The sequence below is a fragment of the uncultured Methanobrevibacter sp. genome, from assembly GCF_937906425.1.
GTDB lineage: Archaea > Methanobacteriota > Methanobacteria > Methanobacteriales > Methanobacteriaceae > Methanobrevibacter.
Window position 1 is genome coordinate 1 of the sequence record NZ_CALCYR010000304.1, and the last position, 21,334, is coordinate 21,334.

Sequence of the window (21,334 nt, forward strand, 5' to 3'; positions counted from 1 at the left end):
AATTTAAATAAATAATATTTTTAAACAAAATTCAATAATGAAAAATTTAAATAAATAATATTTTTAAACAAAATTCAATAATAAAAAATTTAAATAAATAATATTTTTAAACAAAATTCAATAATGAAAAATTTAAATAAAATTTTACTTAATCATCGTCGTCTATGAAGTCTTCCATATTGACGAGATCCTCTAGAATCATTTCTCCTTCGGATAATTTTTCTAAAAGTTCAGCTCCTGTTTCAGAACCTTTTGCAATTAAAACGTCTCCAGGTATAATTACAGTATCTTTATCAGGGCCGTAAATCCATGAATCTCCACGTCTAATTGAAATAATTCTCATTCCAGTACGATTCAATAACAATAAATCTCCTAGAGAATTATTTGCAAGTACAGAACTGTCATCAACATTTAAACGGATAATTGTTTTTTCACTTTCTTCCATAACCATCTTAAATACTGGGTGTGGTTCAAATCCTTTTAATGTTAAATCAGCTAAATCCTTTGCTGCATTTCCCATTGATTCTGCAGCCTCTGCGATTTCAAGCAAGGTAGTTAATTTTTCTGCATCCTCAAGAGATCTGGCAGCTACAAGAGATTGTTTTTTAATCTCATAATTCATGCTGTTCAATCTATTTTCCAAGGTCAAAACCTCTTCAGCTGCAGCTTTATTGTTAAATAAAACAGCTGAATAAGCTAAATCAACCATTAATTCCGACATATCTTTCATTTCAATTAAAAGATCTTTTACACTTGGCATTTTAAAACCTCTTATGTAATTTAATAAATATAAAAATAATTTTTAAATCAAATATAAATACGACTTAATCTTTAAATAAAAAAATAAATTTCTAAATCAAAAATTAATATGACTTAATTTTTAAATTAAAAATAAATTTTTAAATCAAATATAAATACGACTTAATTTTTAATCATAAAGTCTTATTAAGACAATTCCGTCTTAATCTTTAATCACAAAGTCTTATTAAGACAATCCCGTCTTAATTTCAATAATTCTAAATGTTTTGTCTTTAAATCATCAACTTTTTCAATTCTTTCATCAAGACCTTCTCTAATAAGTTTACAAGGCTCTTCAAGATGAATCCAATCACAATCCTGGCAACTCCAAACATCCTTGTCCTTAATCCATGTTCCTCCGGTTACACCATCAACGCATGGATAGAATGGACAATAACAAAAGTCACATGCTTCAAGTTTTGCATGACATGGCAGGTAATCACAATCATAATCCAATCCCTTAGGAGTTTCATCCTTTAAATATCTTTCAAAAAAATCGATATTATATGAAATAAGCTTGGTTCTTTCAATATAATCGCAGGATGTGACCATATACTCATCAACCAGATATGACAATTTGCTACCTATAATTATTATGGAATCCTTGTCAACCATCTCAAAGTCTATAGCTTCAAATTTGGAAATGCTAAGAAGGGAATTTGATTCTAAAACTCCGCATAACAAATCAGGATTGAAGTCATTTACAATTTCAATGAGCTTATTTAAATTGGTCTTGTCTCCATCTTCAGATATTGGATTGTTGATTGCTAGAACAATATTAGCTTCAATAATGTTTTTAATCTTATTTTCAAGTTCAGACATTGGTAAAATCGGATTATTCAAGTTTATTACCGCATAATCAGATAATGGAGCTCCTAAAATTGAAGAAACATAATTGAGTTTAGAAATGGATGGGAATATCTTAAAGTCTAAATTAGTATATTTAGAGCTTAATTGAACCAAAACATTAGCCAAACCTGATGTATTCGGATCTTTGGAACTTACAATAGCTACATTATTACCATTTTTGCTTGCATTAATGGCAAATTCTATTTTAGAGAAATCAAATAAGAGCCTATCTAATTCAGAGTATGATTTTTCTTCAAAACTATCATCAGTCTCAACTTGAGAACTGCCTAAATCCTCACCAATCACATCTTGAGAACTGTCTAAACCTTCATCAGTTTCAACTTGAGAACTGCCTAAATCCTCACCAATCACATCTTGAGAACTGCCTAAATCCTCATCAATGGCCTCAATATCTAAATCAGACCCCTCTACACTGGATTCTGAATTGATGAGTTCATTGATTTTATCCTTAACTCCTAATTCAAAGGCAAATATCTCTCCATTATACTTTTCTCTAATAAAGCTTAAATCACAATTGTCATAAACAACAATCATATCAGAATTCATTAAAGCATTATAAGCATTTAAGGTAAGATTTCCTTCTTCTGGACCAATACCAATAAGATTAATCATTATATCACTTGCTTTATTTATTATTTTAAAAAATAAAGAAAATTAATAAAAACAGTATTTTAAAAATTTAAATACCTAAAAAGTTAAAATAGGATTTAAAATTTAAATACCTAAAGAGTTAATACAGTATTTTAAAAATTTAAATACCTAAAGAGTAAAAAATAGGATTTAAAATTTAAATACCTAAAGAGTAGAAAATAGGATTTAAAAGATTAATAGTAATCTCATCGTCCCCACCTGAGGAATAGGAAGACTCTGATGCACTACCACCATCATCATAACTGGAACTGGAGGCGGAACTGTAATCACTGCTGGAAGAACCGCTAGAACTGTATGAACTAGAAGATGAACCACTGCTTGAACTTGATTGATAAGAATAGGTCTGACTGGATCCACTTGGTCCTGAATCATAATTGGAATATGTTGAATTACTGCTTGAGTCTCCATCATAAACCTTTAATATTGATTCTATCTTTAAAGTGTCCAAATCAGCTGTTAAACCATCAATGGTTTGCTTTACAGTTACTGAAACAGTGATTTTATAATCAGGTTCTCCACTAATTACAATTGAACCTGAACTGGTCTTAGGTTTGGAATAACCATATGCAGTTACAGTTGCATTAAATTCGCTTTGACTTGTGTCATCACTTGTAGTGACAGTCATATTTTCTACATTAACACCATCCACATCTGCCTTATCTGAAATGGCCTCAGCCAAATCATATTTATTGGTAACATTTAATTCATCTGGATCCTTAATAAGCAATCCGCCTACGTTTTCTGGACTAAAGATTGAAGTGATGGTACTAACTTGCATATCTATTAATTCTCCTGGATCTGGAACTTCGCCATTTACAATTGTATATGAACTGAAGATTCCTATTTCAAAAAATGCAATAAAAAGCACTATAATAAGAATCACTCTTGATATATTCATTTTTTCATCCCTATTGAATTAATTTATAATGCCAATAATCATTTTTTTTTATTGACAGTTTTATTAAGTTATTAACCGTGACAGTTAATATCTTATAATAATAAAGTTTATATTATTTATATATAATAAAATTATCGAATATTAGTTTCCAAATGGTATAGATTATTTTATAAACTACTAAAAAGATAATATATTTAGTAAACTTTATAAAATACAAAGTTTAATTTTTTAATAAAATCGTAAAATTTCTAATTTTGATTACTTGAAAAAAATTATTAATTAAATTGGATTTAAATAAAAATCTATTAATTAAACTGATTAAAAACATGATTTAATTAATTAAACGGATTAAAAAATTTTATTAGCTTATTTCATTAAAAAAAACTAAAAATGGTAAAATATGACAGCTGAAATTCTACTTAAATTTGCAAGGAAAGGAATAATTCTCTCTCCAGAAGCATATGATTTAATTAATTCTTCTAAAAATCCTTTAGATTTAAGTTCTTCCATTATATTAAAGTTAAAAAGTGGAAAACTAAATAATGAGGATCTTGTTCCAGTCCAAAAATCCAATATAGAGGAAATGATGAAGGAACTTGGAATAAGTGTAAAAACTAAAAAGGAAGAAGTCAATCATGGAGCGAACAGTTTTACAGGAGAAGAATCAGCTGAAAACCCAATTCAAGAAAAAAGTGGTAGTCAAGCTTCTATAGAGACTCCTAAAGTTGAAACTCCAAAAGTAGAAACAACTGCAGAAACAAAAACAATAGAAACTCCAAAAGTAGAAACAACTGCAGAAACAAAAACAGTTGAAACTACAACAGAAATTAGAACAGAAGCTCCAAAACCAGAAAAACCACAAATCCAAAAACCAGAAGCTCCAAAACTGGAAAAACCACAAGTTCCAAAAGCTCCTGTAAATCCTGCTTATCCAAGTCAATATGTGCAAACAATTGAAGATACAGAAGTCTCTGAAGAAACCAAACAAAAATACAAACGTAATTTAACAGATTCCAAAGTAAACTTCGATAAATTCAAGGTAATTACAGATACAAGCAATAAATCATATACAAGCGGAGAAATTGGAAACCTTATAGAATATTTCCAAAACAGGTATCAAAAATTAAGTGGAATCCTATCCAAAAGACCTGAATTAAGAGCTTTCAATAAAATTAATGAAATAACAGAAAATCAAACTGACTTAAATCTTATTGTAATGATTACAGATATAAGAATAACCAAAAACGGCCATTTCTTCCTTGAAGTGGAAGATGAGACTGGCTACCTTAATGTTCTTATAAGCAAAAACGATGAGGAACTGATAAGGGCTGCTAGAAACCTTATGAAAGATGAGGTTATTGGTATTATAGCAGAAAGACGACCTGGCAATGAACTTGCTATCTGTAAAAATATTATTGATCCAGGGGTTCCAAGAATGCCTGAAAAGGAAATTGATTTTGCTACAGTATTTACATCAGACATTCACATTGGAAGTATTACCTTCCTTGAGGATGCATTCACCAGATTTACAAGATGGATTAATGGTGACTTTGGTAGTGAGGAACAACGTGAAACCGCAAATAATGTCAAATACATGATTGTTGGCGGAGATATTGTGGATGGAATAGGCGTTTATCCTAATCAGGATAAGGAATTGGCGATAAAGGATATTACAGCCCAATATGATGAAGCTGCTCGTCTGCTTGGTGACATTAGAAGTGATGTAAAAATCATTATCACTCCAGGAAACCACGACGCTTCAAGAGTGGCTGAACCGCAGCCTGCCGTACCTGAAAAATATGCAAAATCATTGTATAAGTTAAATAATGTGGAATTTTTATCAAATCCTAGTATGGTAAGTTTAGATGGAATGAATGTACTCATTTACCATGGAAGAGGAATAGATGATATGGTAATGGGTTCAAATGACTTTTCACACGAACGTAATGATTTGGTAATGAAGGAATTCCTTAATAAAAGACATTTAGCTCCTTTATATGGTGAAAGAACTCCTCTTGCTTCAGAACTTGAAGATCATTTGGTAATTGATAAAGTACCTGACGTTTTACATACAGGACACGTTCACATTAATACATACACAAAATATAAGGGAATTCATTGTATTAATTCAGGAACTTTCCAGACCCAGACAGAGTTCCAGAAGATTTATAACATTGTACCAACCCCAGCAGAAGTGCCTATCATTGACGTTGGCGGAAAGTATAAACAGTTTAAATTTATTTAAATTAATAAAAGACTATATTATTAACTTTAAAACCATATAATTAATTTTTAATTAAATTAAAAATTAAATAATTAATTAAAAATTTAAAACTAGATAATTTAAATAAATTTTAAAACTAAAAAATTAAATTAAAATTTAAAACTAAGTAATTTAAATAAATTTAAAACTAAAAAATTAAATTAAATTAAAAAATTTTAATTAATTAACTTCAATTATACTAATTATTTTATTTCTATTTTTTATTTATTCTATTTTAAGTGATTTTTATGGAAAAAGAAATTGTTAAATCAGTTGTAGAAATGTCAGCTTATGTATTTGAAAGAGGACTTGTTTCAGGAAAAGCTGGAAATGTTAGTGGAAGATTTAAAACTGAATCAGGAGATATAATAGCTATCACTCCAACACTTAAGTCATTGGCTGATTTAAGGGAAGAGGACATTATTCTTGTAGACATTGATGGAAAGAATCTCACCAAAGGTAAACCTTCCTCTGAAACAGGTATGCATCTAGAAATATATAAGGCAAAGGAGGATGTTAATGGAATTGTACATACCCATTCCCCTTATGCAACAGGATTTGCATTTTCAAATCAAAAAATCAAACGTCTTGAAGGTTTTGGAGCCATTCAATCAGAATACATTAAGGACATTGAATACTTTAAACCAGGAAGTGTTGAATTGGCTCAAAACGCTGCAGAAGCCTTAAAAAATGAGGACGTTATTGTTTTAAAAAATCATGGAGTTATTGCAACAGGAGCAACAGTTAAGGAAGCTGCCACACTTGTTGAATTTGTTGAGGAAATAGCTAAAACCCAGTTTGTAACTCATATGCTTAATTCCCTTGACAAATAAAATATTTCATTGAAACTTTAAAAAACTTATTTTAAATTAGTTTTAATAGAATAAAAAACTTATTTTAAACTAGTTTTAATAAAAACTTTAAAAAAAACTTATTTTAATCTTGTTTTAATAGAATAAAAAACTTATTTTAAACTAGTATTAATAAAAAACTTTAAAAAACTTAAATTAAACTTTTTTTATACCTTTTTAACTTATTAACCCTTTAATAAAGAAAACTAAGTTAATTATATAAACTTTTAAACTAAATACTATAATATGAAAATCGAATTTGATAGTATAGGGACAATACATTCTCCTTTTACTGAACTTGAAGGAATGCCTATTCAACCAACAGGTGCAAAGGGAATTAAAGGAGAAATACATATTAAAGATGAATATAAGGCTGGATTAAAAGACATTGATGGTTTTTCACATTTAATACTTATTTATCACCTTCATAAAACCAATGGAAATGCATTGGAAGTGAAACCATTTATGGACAATAACACTCATGGAGTATTTGCAACAAGATCTCCTAAAAGACCAAACAATATTGGAATGACTGTTGTTGCCTTAGATGATGTAAAAGATGATATATTATACATTTCAAATGTAGATATTCTTGATGGAACTCCATTGCTTGATATCAAGCCATATGTACCTCAATTACATGAGGACACTATTACAGACCTTAGAATAGGCTGGTTTGAAAGCAAACATCAAAAGGCTAAAAAACAAAAAGCAGACGATAGGTTTATTAAATAATAAATAAACTTATCTTTACTATTTTTATTAAAAAACAAATAATTTATTTTTCTTATTAATGAATATTACTTCTTTTTTCAAAAAACTCTAAAAAAGTCAAAATAAAATAAATAAAAAAAGTCAATAACTTAAATAAAATAAACACTTAATAAAAAAAGTCAATAACTTAAATAAAATAAACACTTAATAAAAAAAGTAACTTAAATAAAAAAATTTAAAAAAAATAAAAAAAGAAATAGTTTAAAAACTATTTCTAACTAATTTTTACAGTACTTTTAACAGTAGTAGCCTTGTATCTTTCGTCTCCTGCGAATTTAGCAGTGAAAGAGTAGGTTCTCTTACTAGAAAGACTTACCTTTACAGTAGCTATACCTTTAGCATTTGTAGTTGCAGTGTAAGATTTACCATTTACGGTGAAAGTAATCTTTTTACCGCTGATTGCAGTTCCTCTAGAGGTTTGGAATGTTGCAGTCAAGGTTTTTGTCTTTGCACTTGCCTTATAGGTTTTCTTAGCTGTAGTGAGTTTTACAGGTTCTGGGTTTACAGTAATTTTTGCAACTGAGAAACTTGCATTGTATTCATCGTCACCTAAGAAACAGAGAGCAAAGGTGTAAGTACCTTTAACACCAAGGTTAATTTGAGTTTTAGCCTTACCGTCTGCATCGGTTGTAGCATTATAGACATGTCCATTGAATCCAATGTAGACCATCTTTTCTGCTAAAGCATTTCCTTCAGAGTCAACTAATTGGAAGTTGAAGTATTCACCATTTCTACCATCAAGGTTAATGTTAATTGCATTTGTGGTCATATTGTCACAAATGAGATTTGTAGCTTTCTTCTCAATTTCTTCACCGACTTGTAAAATGGTACTCCAGGTGGATTCTTTTAATGCACCGGTTCCTGGGAATTTTACGGTCATGTAATGTTTTCCTTGGGTCAATACACTTGTAGGAACATATACTGCACCGGTAAAGTCTGAAAGACCTGAGTAGTCTACACCATCGATTTCAACATTAATGGTTTCATTTGCATCAATGTGGTTATTGTCATCAACTTTCCAAATCTTAACGGTAATGTTATCATTTAAAGCAATGATTGATTCATTTAAAACAATTGTTGAAGCACTTTCAATTTCCAATGGGTCTAATGTTTCAGCATCTCCAATAGGAAGATATACTTGAACATAGGTTACATTGGTGTTAGCGTCAGATTCAGAGAAAGTTCCGCTTGTAGAACCAATATAAGATGAATCTCCCTTAACAATGTAATAGGAGAATGTAGGAGGCATAGGAGTAAACCAAATACCACTGTAATTGTTTCCTTCACCAATTTGGATGTTGCTGTAACCGCTGCCTAAGAAGAATCCGATTTTGGTCTTGTTAGCAAAGGTGTTGTTGTCAGCTACAATATTGGAGGATCCATAACAGGTTATACCAATCACACTGTTGTTGATAACGTTATTGATTGCAGTGTGGCCGGAACTGTGCATAAGATAAATACCTTCCATTGCACCTGTGATGTAGTTTCCTTCAACTGTACAGTTAGGTCCGGAACCATGTCTTACGTCAATACCGTGGTTTGCAGGGTCAATGATTGTGTTGTTTACAATGTAGGTACGAGCAGATCCAAAGGAGATAATACCCATATCACTTACATCTGTTACGATATTGTTTCTGACAATGGTGTCATAGTTTGGATTGGTAAATTTACTACCTACATAAAGACCGAAACGTCCTCCGCTGATGTTGTTATCTTCGATAATACCCTTTGTAGTGTTGAAGATGATTACACAGGATGGAGTCATCATGTTTGCAGCGGTAACTCCTTGAGCTACGAAATTAAATCCGCTGAGGGTAAATCCGTTTACGTTTTTAACTTCAAAGATACCGTTATAGTAACTTCCAGTCTTTGGAGTACCGGTTAAAACTGCTCCATTACCATTGATTGTAAGATTTTTAATGGTTTTTGAAGTAGTTACATTGGTTTCATTATCTACACTATCTTCACTACCTATAACCAAATTCACATCAGAATAGTCTCCTGCTGCAAAGTTAATTACAGAATTGTCGGTAGCTGTATCCAATTTTGTTTGAATTTCATCATTGGTCATTGTATTGTCAATGTCAATGGTAGTAGCTTCTTCGACAGTTACATTCTCATCCCCATCAGCAGCTGAAACTGAAGCCATTGAAACAAGAGTTAAAATAACCAAAGACAATAATATAATCTTTTTATTCATTTTATCACTATTAAGTAAGATTTTAATATTCTTTTAAAAAAAATATTCATTTTTCACTGATTAAGTAAGATTTTAATATTCTTTTAAAAAAAATATTAACTGTTGAAATAATTTATTAAATTAAGTTTAAATCGAAAGAAACCATAATCTAAATCTTAAATAAAAATTACCTAAAATATAAAGATTGAACTAAAAATAATTATTAATGAAAATAAAAGCCATATATAATAGATTTATTAATTTCAATTAATTAATAAAACTTAATTTAAAAAAATATATCAAATAAGATAACTATATGATATTTTTTTCATATTGTACCTTAAATATACTTTATTTTTATTTTATATAAAGTTTTTAGTTTGTTTCTCATTATTAACAATGTTATATTTGAATAACTATTGTTAAAATCAAATATTTAAGAAAAATAATAATTTTAAATCATTTTAGTAATGTTTAAATATAATTTAAGAAATAAAAATAAGTATAAAGTATTTTAAAACACTGTTATAAAATTTAAAAAAAATACAAAATATTTTTCATAAATAAGAATAAAAACTAAAAGTATATTTTAGATGAAAGTTTTTATAAATGGATAAAAAATTAAAAAACTAAAAACAAGCAGAATTTAAAAAAAAAGGGATAAGATATTATGAGAACTAAATACACAAACAAAAAGAAGCTCTTCTTTTTAATATTCTTAGTCCTGCTCACTTTAACTATTAGCTTACCTGTCTATGCCAATGAAAACCTAAGCTATACAGATGCAGGATCAAATGTGGATTCTGATAATATCTATTCACAAGATTCAAACAGTCAATCCAACCTACATAAAGTTTATTCAAACCTTTCAAAGGATGAGATTCAGACTATCTTCGACAATTCCCTTGAGGGAGATACCATCCAATTTATGGACAATTCCTATGATAATGTTTCAATAGTAGTAGAAAAAAGCCTAAACATTGTCAGTGAAAAAAATTCAACAATTAATTCCGGAACAAGCAGCAAGGCTCAAAGCATGGGAATTTCAGACTCATTCATTTTTTATTTTACAAATCTTTCATCAAACAGCATGATAAGGGGCCTTATCTTAAAGGGTTCTTCAGACTATCTGATTGAGGTTCAAGGAGCAAACAACATAAGCATTATAAACAATAGATTAAATGGAGGAGGAATCCTATTAAACAATTCAATGAGAAATACAATTGTAAACAACTCCATTAGCAATGCTTATGATGGAATCTATTTAAATAATGTTAATAGAACTCTAATCAGCCAAAACAAGATTTATAAGAATAAAAATATGGGATTGAATCTAAATAATGTTTCAATCAACAATATAACATATAATGAAATTTATAAAAACGGTGCAGACGGAGTCTATTTGGCCAATGGAAAGACAAACAGGTTCTATTACAATAATATTACCGAGAATGCCATAAGCGGTATCAGATTGGAGGGAAACACTACACGTAACCAGATACAATACAATAATATCTCAGGAAATACAATGAATATTTATGCAAATTCCCTAACAAACAATGATGTAATCAGTTACAATACATTGATGTATGCTAAAAAATCAAAGGATTGGTTTTACACTACAGAGGACAATCTAGGATCAGCCATTGTATTTGCAGATGACTTTAAGGCTGCACAAGCGGGAACAATGTTTTTCGGATTTAATTCTGTAGGTTTCAATGCAATTTGGGATGCAAAAAGTACAATGAGCCATCCGGACGTTGAAATAGCTCCAAACTGGTATTTTGACAACGATGGAAACTATGGTTTGGGCCACATCTGTCCAATGGTTTTCGGTACTGCATTAAGTCCTGAAAACTTCAAGCATTTGACAATGGGATTTTCAAGTGATGGAAAATCAATAATAGGCCAATTGTTCAGTGGAAACGGTGCAAGCGGTTCAGGTGCATTTACAATTGATAATATAAACATTAATGGAAAGGATTATGGTTCATATGATGTTGGAACTGATGGAAACTTCTCCATTGACTCAGAAAGCATACCTGCAGGTTCTAAAATTACAATTACAATAAACGGCCACAGTTTCACAATAAGCACTGAAGAGGAAATTGAAGTAAACAAAAGCAAGAGTTCAAGTGAATCTTCAACTAATATAAAAACAGATGATGAAATTAGCAAAGAGCCAAGGAATGATAAAATAAAGGGAAATGGAACAGGCAGCGGATTAGGTTCAAGTGAAGGAATCGGCAGTGGTGAAGGTAATTTCACTGGAAGTGGAATAAGTGTTGGAACAGTTTCAGGCCAATCCAATTCTGGAACTGGTGACAGCGGTGAAAATGGAGGAGGAAGTGCCTCCGAAAATGGTTTAACTGCATATGAACTTAAAAAGCAAATTTCAAGTACAGCTGCTAAAAACAGTCAAATACTTGCGATGTTTGCTGTTTTCTTTGTTATTTTAGTGATAGCATTAGGTTACAAATCTAAAAACAAAAACAATAACTTAGAAGATTATGAACTGGAATAGTTCAATCTTTAAGTTTTTTCTAATTTTCTAATTTTAATTAAATTCAATTTTTAATCTCTAATTTTATTCTAATTTTAATTAATTTTATTATAATTTAATTAATCTTTTAAACTTTTTTATAAATCTTAATTTCAATATAAAGAATCCATCAACCCTCAACCATAATCAGATTACCGGATTCGTCCTGATAGACCTTACCCATCTCAGTATAACCTTTTCCAGAAGTGTTCTTAATGTCTGGAGTCTTATTCAATTTCTGACCTTGATCGACTTGGCTTACCTCACTCATTTCCTGAATCACATTCTGCTTCTCATCGCTTGTCATGTCAGTATCAAAGATAACTCCCTGCATATTCCATGAAATTACCAAAAAGACCAACAATCCCACTGCAATAACAAGCATTGCATCTACAAGATTTGAAGTACCGGACATTGGATCTTCATTATCTTCAGATAATCTTTTACCACCTTGACGACGTACCATTGAATCACCTAAATAACAAGATTTACCTAATTAATTATCCTCTCTTTTTAATCTATCTAAAACTGTATCTGCCAAGGCATCCAAATTAGATAAATACTGTTCATACCATCGTCTGCGTATTTTACCGGCCACATAAGCTACAGCACCTGCTCCAATACCTACAACAGTTGTATCAAATGCTACAATAATAGCACTTGCAAGTGTAGTTACATCTCCACTTCCAAGAGCGGCCAAACCTGGACCCATAGGAATAAGAGTACCCATCAATCCAAGTGTAGGACCTATCTTTGTAACAATATCTGTTTTTTGAAGAATCTTTTCAATCTTATCCTGTTCATCCTCAAACAATTTACGAGCAAGAGCACGTCTTGTATCTTCAGTCAATGAACTTGACTCAGCGATTTCCAATAGTGCAATCTTTTGAGACTTCTGTATTTTAGCATTTTTAATAATATCCGGAATATCACTGATTTGTTCAGTGTTAGCTATTTCATAAATCAAATTCCTGATATACTTGACAGGAATCTTCTTATGAGAGCTGTATTCAGAAATTAGACTTCCTATAATGAATAGGGAATATAATGCAAAAATTATCAGGAAAATAATTACAGGAATCTGTAAGCTTTGGGAAATTACATTTAAGGCGGAAGTTAATAAATCACTTCCAGGAATTGCAGTCACCATTTTTTCACCAATACAATTAATAAAACATGATTTTAATAATAAAAGAAAAATAATCTTAAATAATTAAAAATTAAATAAAATCCAACTATTAAATCATAAAAAACCTTTAAAAAAACATTAAAAATTAAATAAAATCCAACTATTAAATCATAAAAAAACCTTTAAAAAAACATTAAAAATTAAATAAAATTCAACTTTAAAATCTTAAAAAAAACCTTCAAAACTTTAAAAATCAATTAAGAAGTCAGAGTGTCTAGATACAAGAAGTCCAATCAAAACAACCACAAAAGCCAAAATAAAACTTATCGCCAGCGAACTTAATGATGGAATTGTAACATAATTCATTGATCTATTAAAGACCTCTATAATATTTGGAATTAAAATTGAAGACAATAGGAAATAAATTCCTAAAAATAACATAAAATTACCAAGTAAAATTGGATATGGCTGTTTTATGAAATTAACTATCTTTCTTGCAGCGAAATAACTTATTAAAATGGTTAAAACCAATGCAAGAGCTACATATTGACTTAAAACAAAGGCTCCTAAACCAACTGTAGGTGCCGCCATCAATATGCTTGCAAGAATAGATCCGAAATAACATGGACAAGGAGCTATCAGGATAAATCTTGTAGTTTTCATAGTGTTTCTTTCATGCTTTTTATACTCCTTTATTGTATAGATGCCTGAGAAAATCATGATAGCTGCCATTATAAGGAATAAAAGGCTATTGTATGTATTTATCAATCCGGTTATTTCCTCTGTATACATACTTGAGATAAGTGAAAGAACTAATATTCCACCTCCATATCCTAAACAGAGAAGGAATAAATTTTTTTTGGAAAGATTTGACAATCCGCTTGCCAGTCCTAACTTTATCCCAAATAAAAGCACTGCAAAGATAATACCTAATTGCCACATTGCACTTATTATTTCCATATTATCAACCACTGATATTTTAAAGATTTTATTAAGTCTATTTTTGTTATACAATATATAAAAAATTACTTATCGTATTTAAGTTGTTTTTAAAAAAAAACTCTTATTATCATTTTTCTTAAAGACCATTATTATCATTTAACTTAAAAACCCAAATTATCACTTAAAAAATATTATTCCCCCTAACTTAAAAACCCAAATTATCACTTAAAAAATATTATTCCCCCTAATTTAAAAACTCAAATTATCACTTAATGCTCTTATTAGCTTTTAAATTAAACAATTTAAAAAACTAATTTTCACACAAAAGATTAAAGTACACATAAATACGAACAAAACTGCATTAAATATATATACTTAAAAATTTATAATTATTAGTGTTAATCTATTTAGTATTTTTTGAAACAAATTTTAAGGAATTATTTTTTTAATTTATTTATTTTTCAAAAATTATGAATAGGGAGGAAATATTATGACTAATGAAACTTTTGATGAAGTATCTGAAATCTTAAAACATATTATGGAAAATCCTAGTGTTCCTCGTAATATTAGGAGAGCTGCAGATGAATCTTATACTACATTAAATAATGAAGAAGAAGATGAAACTGTAAGAGCTAGTGCTGTCATTTTAAAATTAGATGAAATTAGTAATGATCCTAATATCCCAGTTCATGCTAGAACTTTAATTTGGGAAATATTATCTAAATTAGAATCTATTTAAGCATAAGCTTAAATAATTTTTTCTTTTTTTAAAAACAAACACCAAATACACCAAAAAACCATTTATCCACTATTTTTAAATTTCATTTTTAAACACTTTTTTTAAAAATAACTATTAGTATTTTATTTTTTTTTATAAATTTTTTCAAACATTAATTTTCATAAATTAGAGATTTTTGAAAAAAAAATTTAAAGTATTTTACAATTAACTATGTAAAAACTATAAAAAATCTTCAAGTTATTTTGGATAAAATTCAAAAAAATTTAGTTAGACCTAAAATTAGAAAAATTAATACAATGATTTAAAATTTTAATAAAAATAAGACCACCATTTCAAGTGTAAAATTTGTGTGTATTTTAACGAACAAATCCGCATGGAAAATAATTTTCTAAAGCATGAAAAGATAAAAAATATAATAAAAAATAGATTTTTTTTAAAAAATAAAAATCCTTTAATTAAAGCAATGAACAATGTAAAACTTAAATAAGCCAAAGCAAAATGTCTAAAAATATTACCATAAAGAACAATGTAGCTAAAAATATAGTTAATCTTGTAAGATCAATTGCCTTTTCAATCGTATCAACTTCCAATTTATTAAAACCGTCACCAAGAGTGTAAACTCCTTCCTTTTCAAGTTGAATATCTAAGGCCCCCGCTACAGTTGCCATTGTATATCCTGAATTTGGACTGTCACAATTTCTTGCATCCCTTCTTAAAATATAATTGGCCTTTCTCCAGTCCAACCTTAACATAGCTGCAGATATTATAATTACCAATCCTGAAAATCTAGCAGGAATATAATTTAAAACATCATCAATCTTTGCACTGAAAAATCCAATGTTTTTAAGTTCCTCTGTCTTATAACCAAGCATTGAATCCAAGGTGTCTATTACCCTATGCAATAATGCAGCTAAAACTGCCAATATGATTACATTAAAATCATTTACACCGCATAATCCTGCTATTACACCAACAAGTGAATAATAGAATATTGTTGAAACATAGGAATCTGGTATGTTTTCAGTCAATGTTTCAATAACTGCTGATATTATATGTTCCTTGTTTAACTCATTTGTATCACGGCTTACCAAATAGGAAACTGCCTTACGCGCCTTATTCAGGTTATTGTTTTTCAAGTCAATCTCAACATCACGAGCTGAAGACAAAAGCAATTTAACAGAAAAAGTTGAAGATAAAAGCAATATTGCAAATAACTTGAATAGATAAATCATTGATTCATTAATGTATAAAAAATGTTTTATCAAAAGCAATGGCACTAAAACAATGAGAGATGACAATATTATAACACAAACAGCCAGAATAAATCCTGAAAGCTTATTGTCATGCTTGAGAAGTATTCCCTTAAAAAAGTTGATCAGATTTCCAACCCATACTACAGGATGAATTTTAACAGGAAATTCACCAATCAGCAAATCTATTGCAAGAGCAAATAGAAGGATTGTAAATAACATATAAAATGAATTGGAATAAAGTTCAGTTATCATTAAAAATAAATATATTAACTGAATATATATAATTTATTATGAAAGATTAATATTGAAAAAATATTAAATTTTCAAAATTAACAATAAAATTGTAAATAATAATTGAAAAATATTTTATTTTCAGAATTAACAGTTAATTCGTTAATTAATATTAAAAATCATTTATTTTTATTAAAATTTTAAAAAATAATTTATAAATCATTTAAAATAAAGAAAAAATATAAATTAAAGATGATATCATGATTGATGAAGAGCAAATTAGAACATGGTTAATGGAAGAGGATCTCATTCGTGAAAAGATTTATGACGAAAACGCTAATTTTCATTACATTATCAACTTCCCACAAAATCATGCAATGGACGTCATTCAGCCTAAAGCAAAAGAAGATGTCATTCTCATAGGCTGTGCAACAGAAGTTTCCCAGGAAGAACAAAACATTATTAAAAATTCTGACAAGTCATTTAATCAGGAATTCATTTGGAAAATCAGATTTACATTAAACGAAATGCTTCTTGACTTTGAATTGGATCATCCAAACGATCAATTGAAACGTTTTATCATAACTGAAGACATATTTGAAGATGGATTGACAAAACATACACTTATTAAATCAATCAAAAAGGTCTTTAAAGGAAAATTACAATGCGTTTGGATTTTAGGAAAAGAGTATGGATCTATCAATTCCAAATCAGTACCTCAATCCCAAGATGACTTGTACATGTAAAAACAATTAATTAATTTTTAAATTAATTTTTTTATTTATTAATTAAATTCTAATTTTATATTATTTTTTTACATTTTTTCTTATTGTTTTTGTTAAAATTTTTTATTTTTGTTTTAAAATTTCTAATTTTATTTCAATGATTTTTTCTTCGAAAAAAGACTATTTTTTATGGGAAAATTCACCCAATTTTAGTCATGATTTTAGCTTATTTTTCATGATTTTTTATAGAGTGAGAGATGTATTTCAAGTGAAACGTAAAAACGGGTCTTGGAAGGATTCGACAGGTCTATTTCCAGTGTAAAATTTTGAAATTTACCTCTCTATCTTTTTGAAAAATTTTTTAAAAAAGAAGGTCTAAAAATCATTTAAATTTGATTTAAAGACCAAATAATCATTTTTTAAAATTTGATTAAAATTTTGTAAAATTTTTTACACTTGAAATGCACCTCTCGAAAATCAGTTTTTACAAATTTTCTTTTCACTTGAAATGCACCTCTCTCATTAATTTTTAATGATTTGTCATAATTTGTGAAATTTTCTTTACAAATTTTTCTTTATTTCTTTTTAAAACTTATTTTTTGATTTATTTTTCAAATCTATAACTTATTTCTTAATATTTTTCATTTATTTTAACATTTTATGAATTTTATTTATTTTTATAAAATTCTAAATTCTTGTTTTCAAAAAGACCACCATTTCAAGTGTAAAATTATTATTAAGCTATTTTCGTTTAAAAAATACACTTGAAATAGTACTCTAATTCTAAACTTTTTCAAATGTTTTAATTTTTATAAAATGTTGGTGAATTTTCAAATGACAAAAATCTTTATATATCTAATTCTATATACAATAGTAATACAGTTGAAATCATACTATTGTAAATGAAAAATTTTTTTTTATTTTTATAATTTTAAAAACTAATTTTTTTACTTTTTAAATATTAAATTGAATAAGTTATTTTCATTTCTGATTTTAATTTTTTTAAACAATTTTTTTAATTCATTTAATCTTCGAATCCATGATTTTAGTATAATTTTAATCAATTGAATTATCTATTTGGATTTTGATTTTAGTATAATTTTAATCAATTGAATTATCTATTTGGATTTTGATTTTGAATTAAAAATAATAAAGATCTATTGATTTTTTGAATTTTAATCATTTAATGTTAAATATCAAACGTTTAATTTTAGGTTTTATTTATTTTAAAACTTCATAATTACTTATATTACTTTTTAAAATAAGGGGAAGTGTTTTAGTGTCAAACATTTTTAAAGATTTGGAAAAACAAAAAGAGGAAAAAAACTTAAGAATATTTAAGGATAAAACAGCTTTAAATCACTTATTTTTACCTGATTACTTACCTCACAGACAAGAACAAATAACAGCAATCGCTTCTCATTGGATTGAAGCATTGGAAGGTAACACTCCATCTGACATTACCATTTATGGTAAGACAGGAACAGGTAAGACTGCAGCTGCCAAATATGCTAAGGAACAGTTACTTGAAGCGGTCAGTGACAAGCCTGTATTTATCAGGGTTGAATATATAAGATGCACTGACTTCACTACAGAATACCAGGTACTAACTTATCTTTGTCAGAAATTGGGAAGAAATGTTCCTAACAGAGGCTGGACAAAAGGTGAAATAGTAAATGCATTTAGAGACATCTTTAAAAGAACTGCATTTGGCAAAAATCTTATATTAATCGTTATATTGGATGAGATCGACATTCTTCTTGAAAAGGATGGTGACGGTATATTATACACCCTTACAAGAACTGAAAACATTGCCGTATTGTCAATCAGTAATTATCTTGACTTTAAGAAGTTCATCAAGCCAAGAGTTGCAAGCAGTTTAAGGGACGAGGAAATCGTATTCCCACCATATGATGCAGAACAGTTAGCTGACATTCTTGATCAAAGGGCTAAGATTGCCTTTGAGGAAGGGGTATTGGAAGACAATGTTATTCCTTTATGTTCTGCAATGGCTGCAAAGGAAGAGGGTGACGCTAGATATGCTCTTGATCTATTGGAAAAATCAGCTAATATTGCAGAGAAAAAGGCTCTTGAATTATTGGAAGAGAATGAAAACAGAGTTGAACCTTTAAAGGTTAAGGGTGAATATGTATATGAGGCTAAACAGCTTATTGAGTACAATAAGGTAAGTGAAGTTATCATGACATTACCTACTCAACAGCAAAGGGTTCTTGCAGCTATCTTAAAGCTCACTCAAGAGAATGAGGAAATCACTTCAGGAAAATTATATGAGGTTTATTCTGAAATTTCAAAGGGAGACAGTGTAACATACAGAAGAATCTTTGACTTTATCAATGAATTGGAAATGTTGGGAATCATTTCAACAAACACAGTTTCCAAGGGAAGAGCTAAGGGAAGAACCAATATCATTAATTTGCAATGTGATACAAGTGTTTTAGAAGAGAATTTGGTTAATATCCTGTATTAATCAAATTATATTTTTTTAAAACAGATTTTAATTCGTATAATATCAAACTAATAATTGCTTTAAAAAAATAAGACATGATTTCTCATGTCTTAATAAAATGCATTTTAATACCTGTACTTAATTAAATTCTTTAAAATGGCCATTCTTACAGGAAGTGCATTTGCAGCCTGTTCAAAGTACTTATTATACTTAGTGTCATCAATGTCATAGTCGATTTCATCTATTCTAGGAAGTGGATGCATTACAATCAATTCCTTTCCTTCCAACAATTCCCTATTAATCAAATAAGCTCCCTTAATCTTTTCATACTCTTCAATATCAGGGAATCTTTCCTTTTGGATTCTGGTAACATATAAAACGTCAATTGAATCTATTACTTCCTTTAAATTGTCAGTTTCCCTATAAGCAATATTGTTATTTTCAAGATCCATCAATTGTTCCCTAGGCATTTTCAATTCATCAGGAGCTACAAAGGTCATTTCAACATCATACATGCCTAAAGCATATGATAATGAATGTACTGTACGGCCGTATTTTAAATCTCCAAGAAGTGCAATGTTTAAACCGTCTATTTTACCGAAATGCTTTTTGATTGTATATAAGTCAAGTAATGTTTGAGTTGGATGTTGGCCTGCACCGTCTCCTGCATTAATGATTGGAACGTCTACAACATCTGTTAGAAAACGTGAAACCCCTTCAAGATCATGCCTTATTACAATTGCATCACAATAAGCTTCAAACATCTTTGCTGTATCTGCAATGCTTTCACCCTTTGCAACACTGCTGTTTGAGGTTTCTCCAAGAGCTATGCATTCTCCTCCCAATCTTTTCATACTTGTTTCAAAGGACAATCTGGTTCTTGTAGAAGGTTCGTAAAATAATAGTCCGAGTATTTTTCCAGCAAGTTCAGTTGATCTTTCCTCTGATTTTGCCACTTTTTCAAGTTTGGAAGCCTCATCAAGTATAAACTCAATATCTTCCTTTTCAAAGTCTTTTATTGAAATAACATTTTTTAGGCCAAAAATAGTATTACACTCCTTTTTTAACTATTATTTATTTATGTCTTATTAGTTATTATAATTACTTATTTTTTTTTAAAAGTTTTCTTAAGTTTTAAAACAGTTTTTTCATTTTTATTTTAATATTTTTTAGCTTAATTTAGTTTTATATTATTCAAACTAATTATACACTCAAAAAAATATATTTTTAGTTTAAATAGCTATTATTTAAACTAATAATTACAAAATCATGATTGGATTGGTTATTCATGTTTTTTCTTGTTTTTTATGAGTATTTATTATATTATTAATTTTATTCATGTTTTTTCTTGTTTTTAACAATATTCTGATTTATTTTATCAATATAGGCGTCAACCTTTTCCCAATTTATCTTAGGAGCTTCACTTCTTTCCTTTTTAAAATCATCTAACTTTGATCTTATGATGTGCTTGGTAATCAAGTCTCCCTCATTGAGATTTACCTCTCCGCCAAAGGAGTCATAAATGTATGCAGCATCTAAGATTTCCCTGGAAAATGCCTTTTCAAGATATTGATCACTTTTATCATCATTTATGCAGACAATATAAAGGCCGAAATTTATTCCCTTTAATGTCATTCTGTTCTTGTTTACAAATGACTTTATTTCAGACTGAATACGGCCGTAATGGATGGAGCCAGCTATTATTATAAAATCATACTTTAAAAGACAAGTAGATTTACTCTTTGCCACAGGTATGGTAATAGCTTCACAATCAAGACGCTCTACCATATATTTTGCTACCTTTCTTGTAGTCCCTCTTTTACTTGCATAAATAATGGCCGTTTTCATTTTCTTTGCTTTACTCCCATTAATTGGATTTTAGCCATTTATTTTCTTTATTTAATCTTTATTTAATCTTTATTAATCTTTATTAATCTTTATTATTCTTTTAATTTATTATATTGCTTTATAATAAGAATCCGAGTATCATGACTAAAATTAAAATTTAGATTTATAATAAGA

The 21,334-nt window shown here is 28.7% G+C and carries 17 protein-coding genes; 7 read left to right on the forward strand and 10 right to left on the reverse strand.

What is annotated here, in order from left to right; genetic code table 11:
• Positions 1 to 148: 148 nt before the first annotated feature.
• The 3 genes from Q0138_RS08890 to Q0138_RS08900 form a co-directional block, all read right to left on the reverse strand.
• Entirely contained in the window at positions 149 to 760 is a 612-nt protein-coding gene (locus Q0138_RS08890; RefSeq protein ID WP_297983621.1) for a potassium channel family protein, read from the reverse strand.
• 212 nt (positions 761 to 972) lie between these two features.
• Positions 973 to 2,280 (reverse strand): cysteine-rich small domain-containing protein, encoded by a 1,308-nt coding sequence (locus tag Q0138_RS08895; RefSeq protein ID WP_297983624.1) that lies wholly within the window; start codon positions 2,278 to 2,280, stop codon positions 973 to 975.
• Between the two features lie 175 nt (positions 2,281 to 2,455).
• Positions 2,456 to 3,217: a hypothetical protein gene (locus tag Q0138_RS08900; RefSeq protein WP_297983629.1), complete on the reverse strand. Its 762-nt coding sequence runs from the start codon at positions 3,215 to 3,217 to the stop codon at positions 2,456 to 2,458.
• Positions 3,218 to 3,617: 400 nt separating this feature from the next.
• Here Q0138_RS08900 and Q0138_RS08905 point away from each other — a divergent pair, with 400 nt between their 5' ends.
• The 3 genes from Q0138_RS08905 (at position 3,618) to tsaA (ending at position 7,066) form a co-directional block, all read left to right on the forward strand.
• Positions 3,618 to 5,462: a DNA-directed DNA polymerase II small subunit gene (locus Q0138_RS08905; protein WP_297983632.1), complete on the forward strand. Its 1,845-nt coding sequence runs from the start codon at positions 3,618 to 3,620 to the stop codon at positions 5,460 to 5,462.
• A 266-nt stretch (positions 5,463 to 5,728) separates the two neighbouring features.
• Entirely contained in the window at positions 5,729 to 6,313 is a 585-nt protein-coding gene (locus tag Q0138_RS08910; protein WP_297983635.1) for a class II aldolase/adducin family protein, read from the forward strand.
• 264 nt (positions 6,314 to 6,577) lie between these two features.
• Positions 6,578 to 7,066: a tRNA (N6-threonylcarbamoyladenosine(37)-N6)-methyltransferase TrmO gene (tsaA, locus tag Q0138_RS08915; RefSeq protein ID WP_297983638.1), complete on the forward strand. Its 489-nt coding sequence runs from the start codon at positions 6,578 to 6,580 to the stop codon at positions 7,064 to 7,066.
• A 253-nt stretch (positions 7,067 to 7,319) separates the two neighbouring features.
• On the opposite strand, the gene Q0138_RS08920 is transcribed toward tsaA, so the two are convergent.
• Entirely contained in the window at positions 7,320 to 9,305 is a 1,986-nt protein-coding gene (locus Q0138_RS08920) for a right-handed parallel beta-helix repeat-containing protein (RefSeq protein WP_297983641.1), read from the reverse strand.
• Positions 9,306 to 9,954: 649 nt separating this feature from the next.
• Between Q0138_RS08920 and Q0138_RS08925 the strand changes: the two genes are divergently transcribed.
• Positions 9,955 to 11,808 (forward strand): right-handed parallel beta-helix repeat-containing protein, encoded by a 1,854-nt coding sequence (locus Q0138_RS08925; protein WP_297983644.1) that lies wholly within the window; start codon positions 9,955 to 9,957, stop codon positions 11,806 to 11,808.
• Between the two features lie 148 nt (positions 11,809 to 11,956).
• On the opposite strand, the gene Q0138_RS08930 is transcribed toward Q0138_RS08925, so the two are convergent.
• From Q0138_RS08930 to Q0138_RS08940, 3 genes are all read right to left on the reverse strand, one after another.
• Positions 11,957 to 12,292 carry a DUF2149 domain-containing protein gene (locus Q0138_RS08930; protein WP_297983647.1) on the reverse strand — a complete coding sequence of 112 codons (336 nt, stop codon included), beginning with the start codon at positions 12,290 to 12,292 and terminating at the stop codon, positions 11,957 to 11,959.
• A 30-nt stretch (positions 12,293 to 12,322) separates the two neighbouring features.
• Positions 12,323 to 12,973 carry a MotA/TolQ/ExbB proton channel family protein gene (locus tag Q0138_RS08935; RefSeq protein ID WP_297983688.1) on the reverse strand — a complete coding sequence of 217 codons (651 nt, stop codon included), beginning with the start codon at positions 12,971 to 12,973 and terminating at the stop codon, positions 12,323 to 12,325.
• Between the two features lie 228 nt (positions 12,974 to 13,201).
• Positions 13,202 to 13,915, reverse strand: a complete 714-nt coding sequence (locus tag Q0138_RS08940; RefSeq protein WP_297983649.1) for a DUF2162 domain-containing protein — start codon at positions 13,913 to 13,915, stop codon at positions 13,202 to 13,204.
• A gap of 472 nt (positions 13,916 to 14,387) precedes the next feature.
• On the opposite strand from Q0138_RS08940, the gene Q0138_RS08945 reads away from it, so the two are divergent.
• A complete protein-coding gene (locus tag Q0138_RS08945) occupies positions 14,388 to 14,636 on the forward strand; it encodes a UPF0147 family protein (protein WP_297983651.1) in 249 nt (82 codons plus the stop codon).
• Between the two features lie 479 nt (positions 14,637 to 15,115).
• On the opposite strand, the gene Q0138_RS08950 is transcribed toward Q0138_RS08945, so the two are convergent.
• Positions 15,116 to 16,141 (reverse strand): cobalamin biosynthesis protein, encoded by a 1,026-nt coding sequence (locus tag Q0138_RS08950; protein WP_297983653.1) that lies wholly within the window; start codon positions 16,139 to 16,141, stop codon positions 15,116 to 15,118.
• A gap of 239 nt (positions 16,142 to 16,380) precedes the next feature.
• Here Q0138_RS08950 and Q0138_RS08955 point away from each other — a divergent pair, with 239 nt between their 5' ends.
• A complete protein-coding gene (locus Q0138_RS08955; RefSeq protein ID WP_297983656.1) occupies positions 16,381 to 16,866 on the forward strand; it encodes a DUF2299 domain-containing protein in 486 nt (161 codons plus the stop codon).
• A 1,258-nt stretch (positions 16,867 to 18,124) separates the two neighbouring features.
• The gene (locus Q0138_RS08960) at positions 18,125 to 19,333 is read left to right on the forward strand and encodes an orc1/cdc6 family replication initiation protein (protein WP_297983659.1); all 1,209 of its coding nucleotides are present in this window, start codon (positions 18,125 to 18,127) and stop codon (positions 19,331 to 19,333) included.
• 104 nt (positions 19,334 to 19,437) lie between these two features.
• Here Q0138_RS08960 and pyrB read toward each other — a convergent pair whose 3' ends face one another.
• Together pyrB and Q0138_RS08970 are read right to left on the reverse strand one after the other, a co-directional pair.
• A complete protein-coding gene (gene pyrB / locus Q0138_RS08965) occupies positions 19,438 to 20,358 on the reverse strand; it encodes an aspartate carbamoyltransferase (protein WP_297983691.1) in 921 nt (306 codons plus the stop codon).
• A gap of 286 nt (positions 20,359 to 20,644) precedes the next feature.
• Positions 20,645 to 21,160 carry a flavodoxin domain-containing protein gene (locus tag Q0138_RS08970; protein WP_297983662.1) on the reverse strand — a complete coding sequence of 172 codons (516 nt, stop codon included), beginning with the start codon at positions 21,158 to 21,160 and terminating at the stop codon, positions 20,645 to 20,647.
• Positions 21,161 to 21,334: the final 174 nt, after the last annotated feature.